Annotated in this window: 1 protein-coding gene; it reads right to left on the bottom strand. The window is 27.2% G+C overall.

Annotated elements, in window-relative coordinates; all coding sequences use genetic code 11:
- Positions 1–35 precede the first annotated feature (35 nt).
- On the bottom strand, positions 36–419 hold a 384-nt coding region (locus B2671_RS10840; protein ID WP_346870428.1), incomplete at its 5' end, for a TetR-like C-terminal domain-containing protein.

Genomic DNA, 419 nt, shown 5'->3' on the forward strand with positions numbered 1-419 from the left:
ATCTAGATTTTTAGCTTCTTTGTTTAGTTATAATATTAAGGTCGAAAAGAGATAATATTATTTATAATGTGAACTATTTCTTTAGGAGATTCCTTTAAATCATTATCTAGCCATGTTTGAACAACTGAAACAACTCCTCCTACAGAGTATTTTATAAAGTAATCTAAAAACTTATCATCAACTTTTGAATTCCTAACTAGCTTATCAATTTTAGATTTACTTGCTACGTAAATAATACGGTCCATAATGTTGTTTTCCATTTGTCTACTGAATAGTATCTGGCATAATTCTTTATTTTCTTGAATTAATTCAAGAGCTTTAAGTAATAAAACATCTTTGTATTCTTCAACTGGGATTTCTTCGATATATTCTAAGACTTGATTAAATAGTTCATCCTCTAGGGATTTAAGTAGGTCATA

This window comes from Clostridium sp. UBA5119 (assembly GCF_002414285.1).
Lineage (GTDB): Bacteria > Bacillota > Clostridia > Clostridiales > Clostridiaceae > Clostridium_J > Clostridium_J sulfidigenes.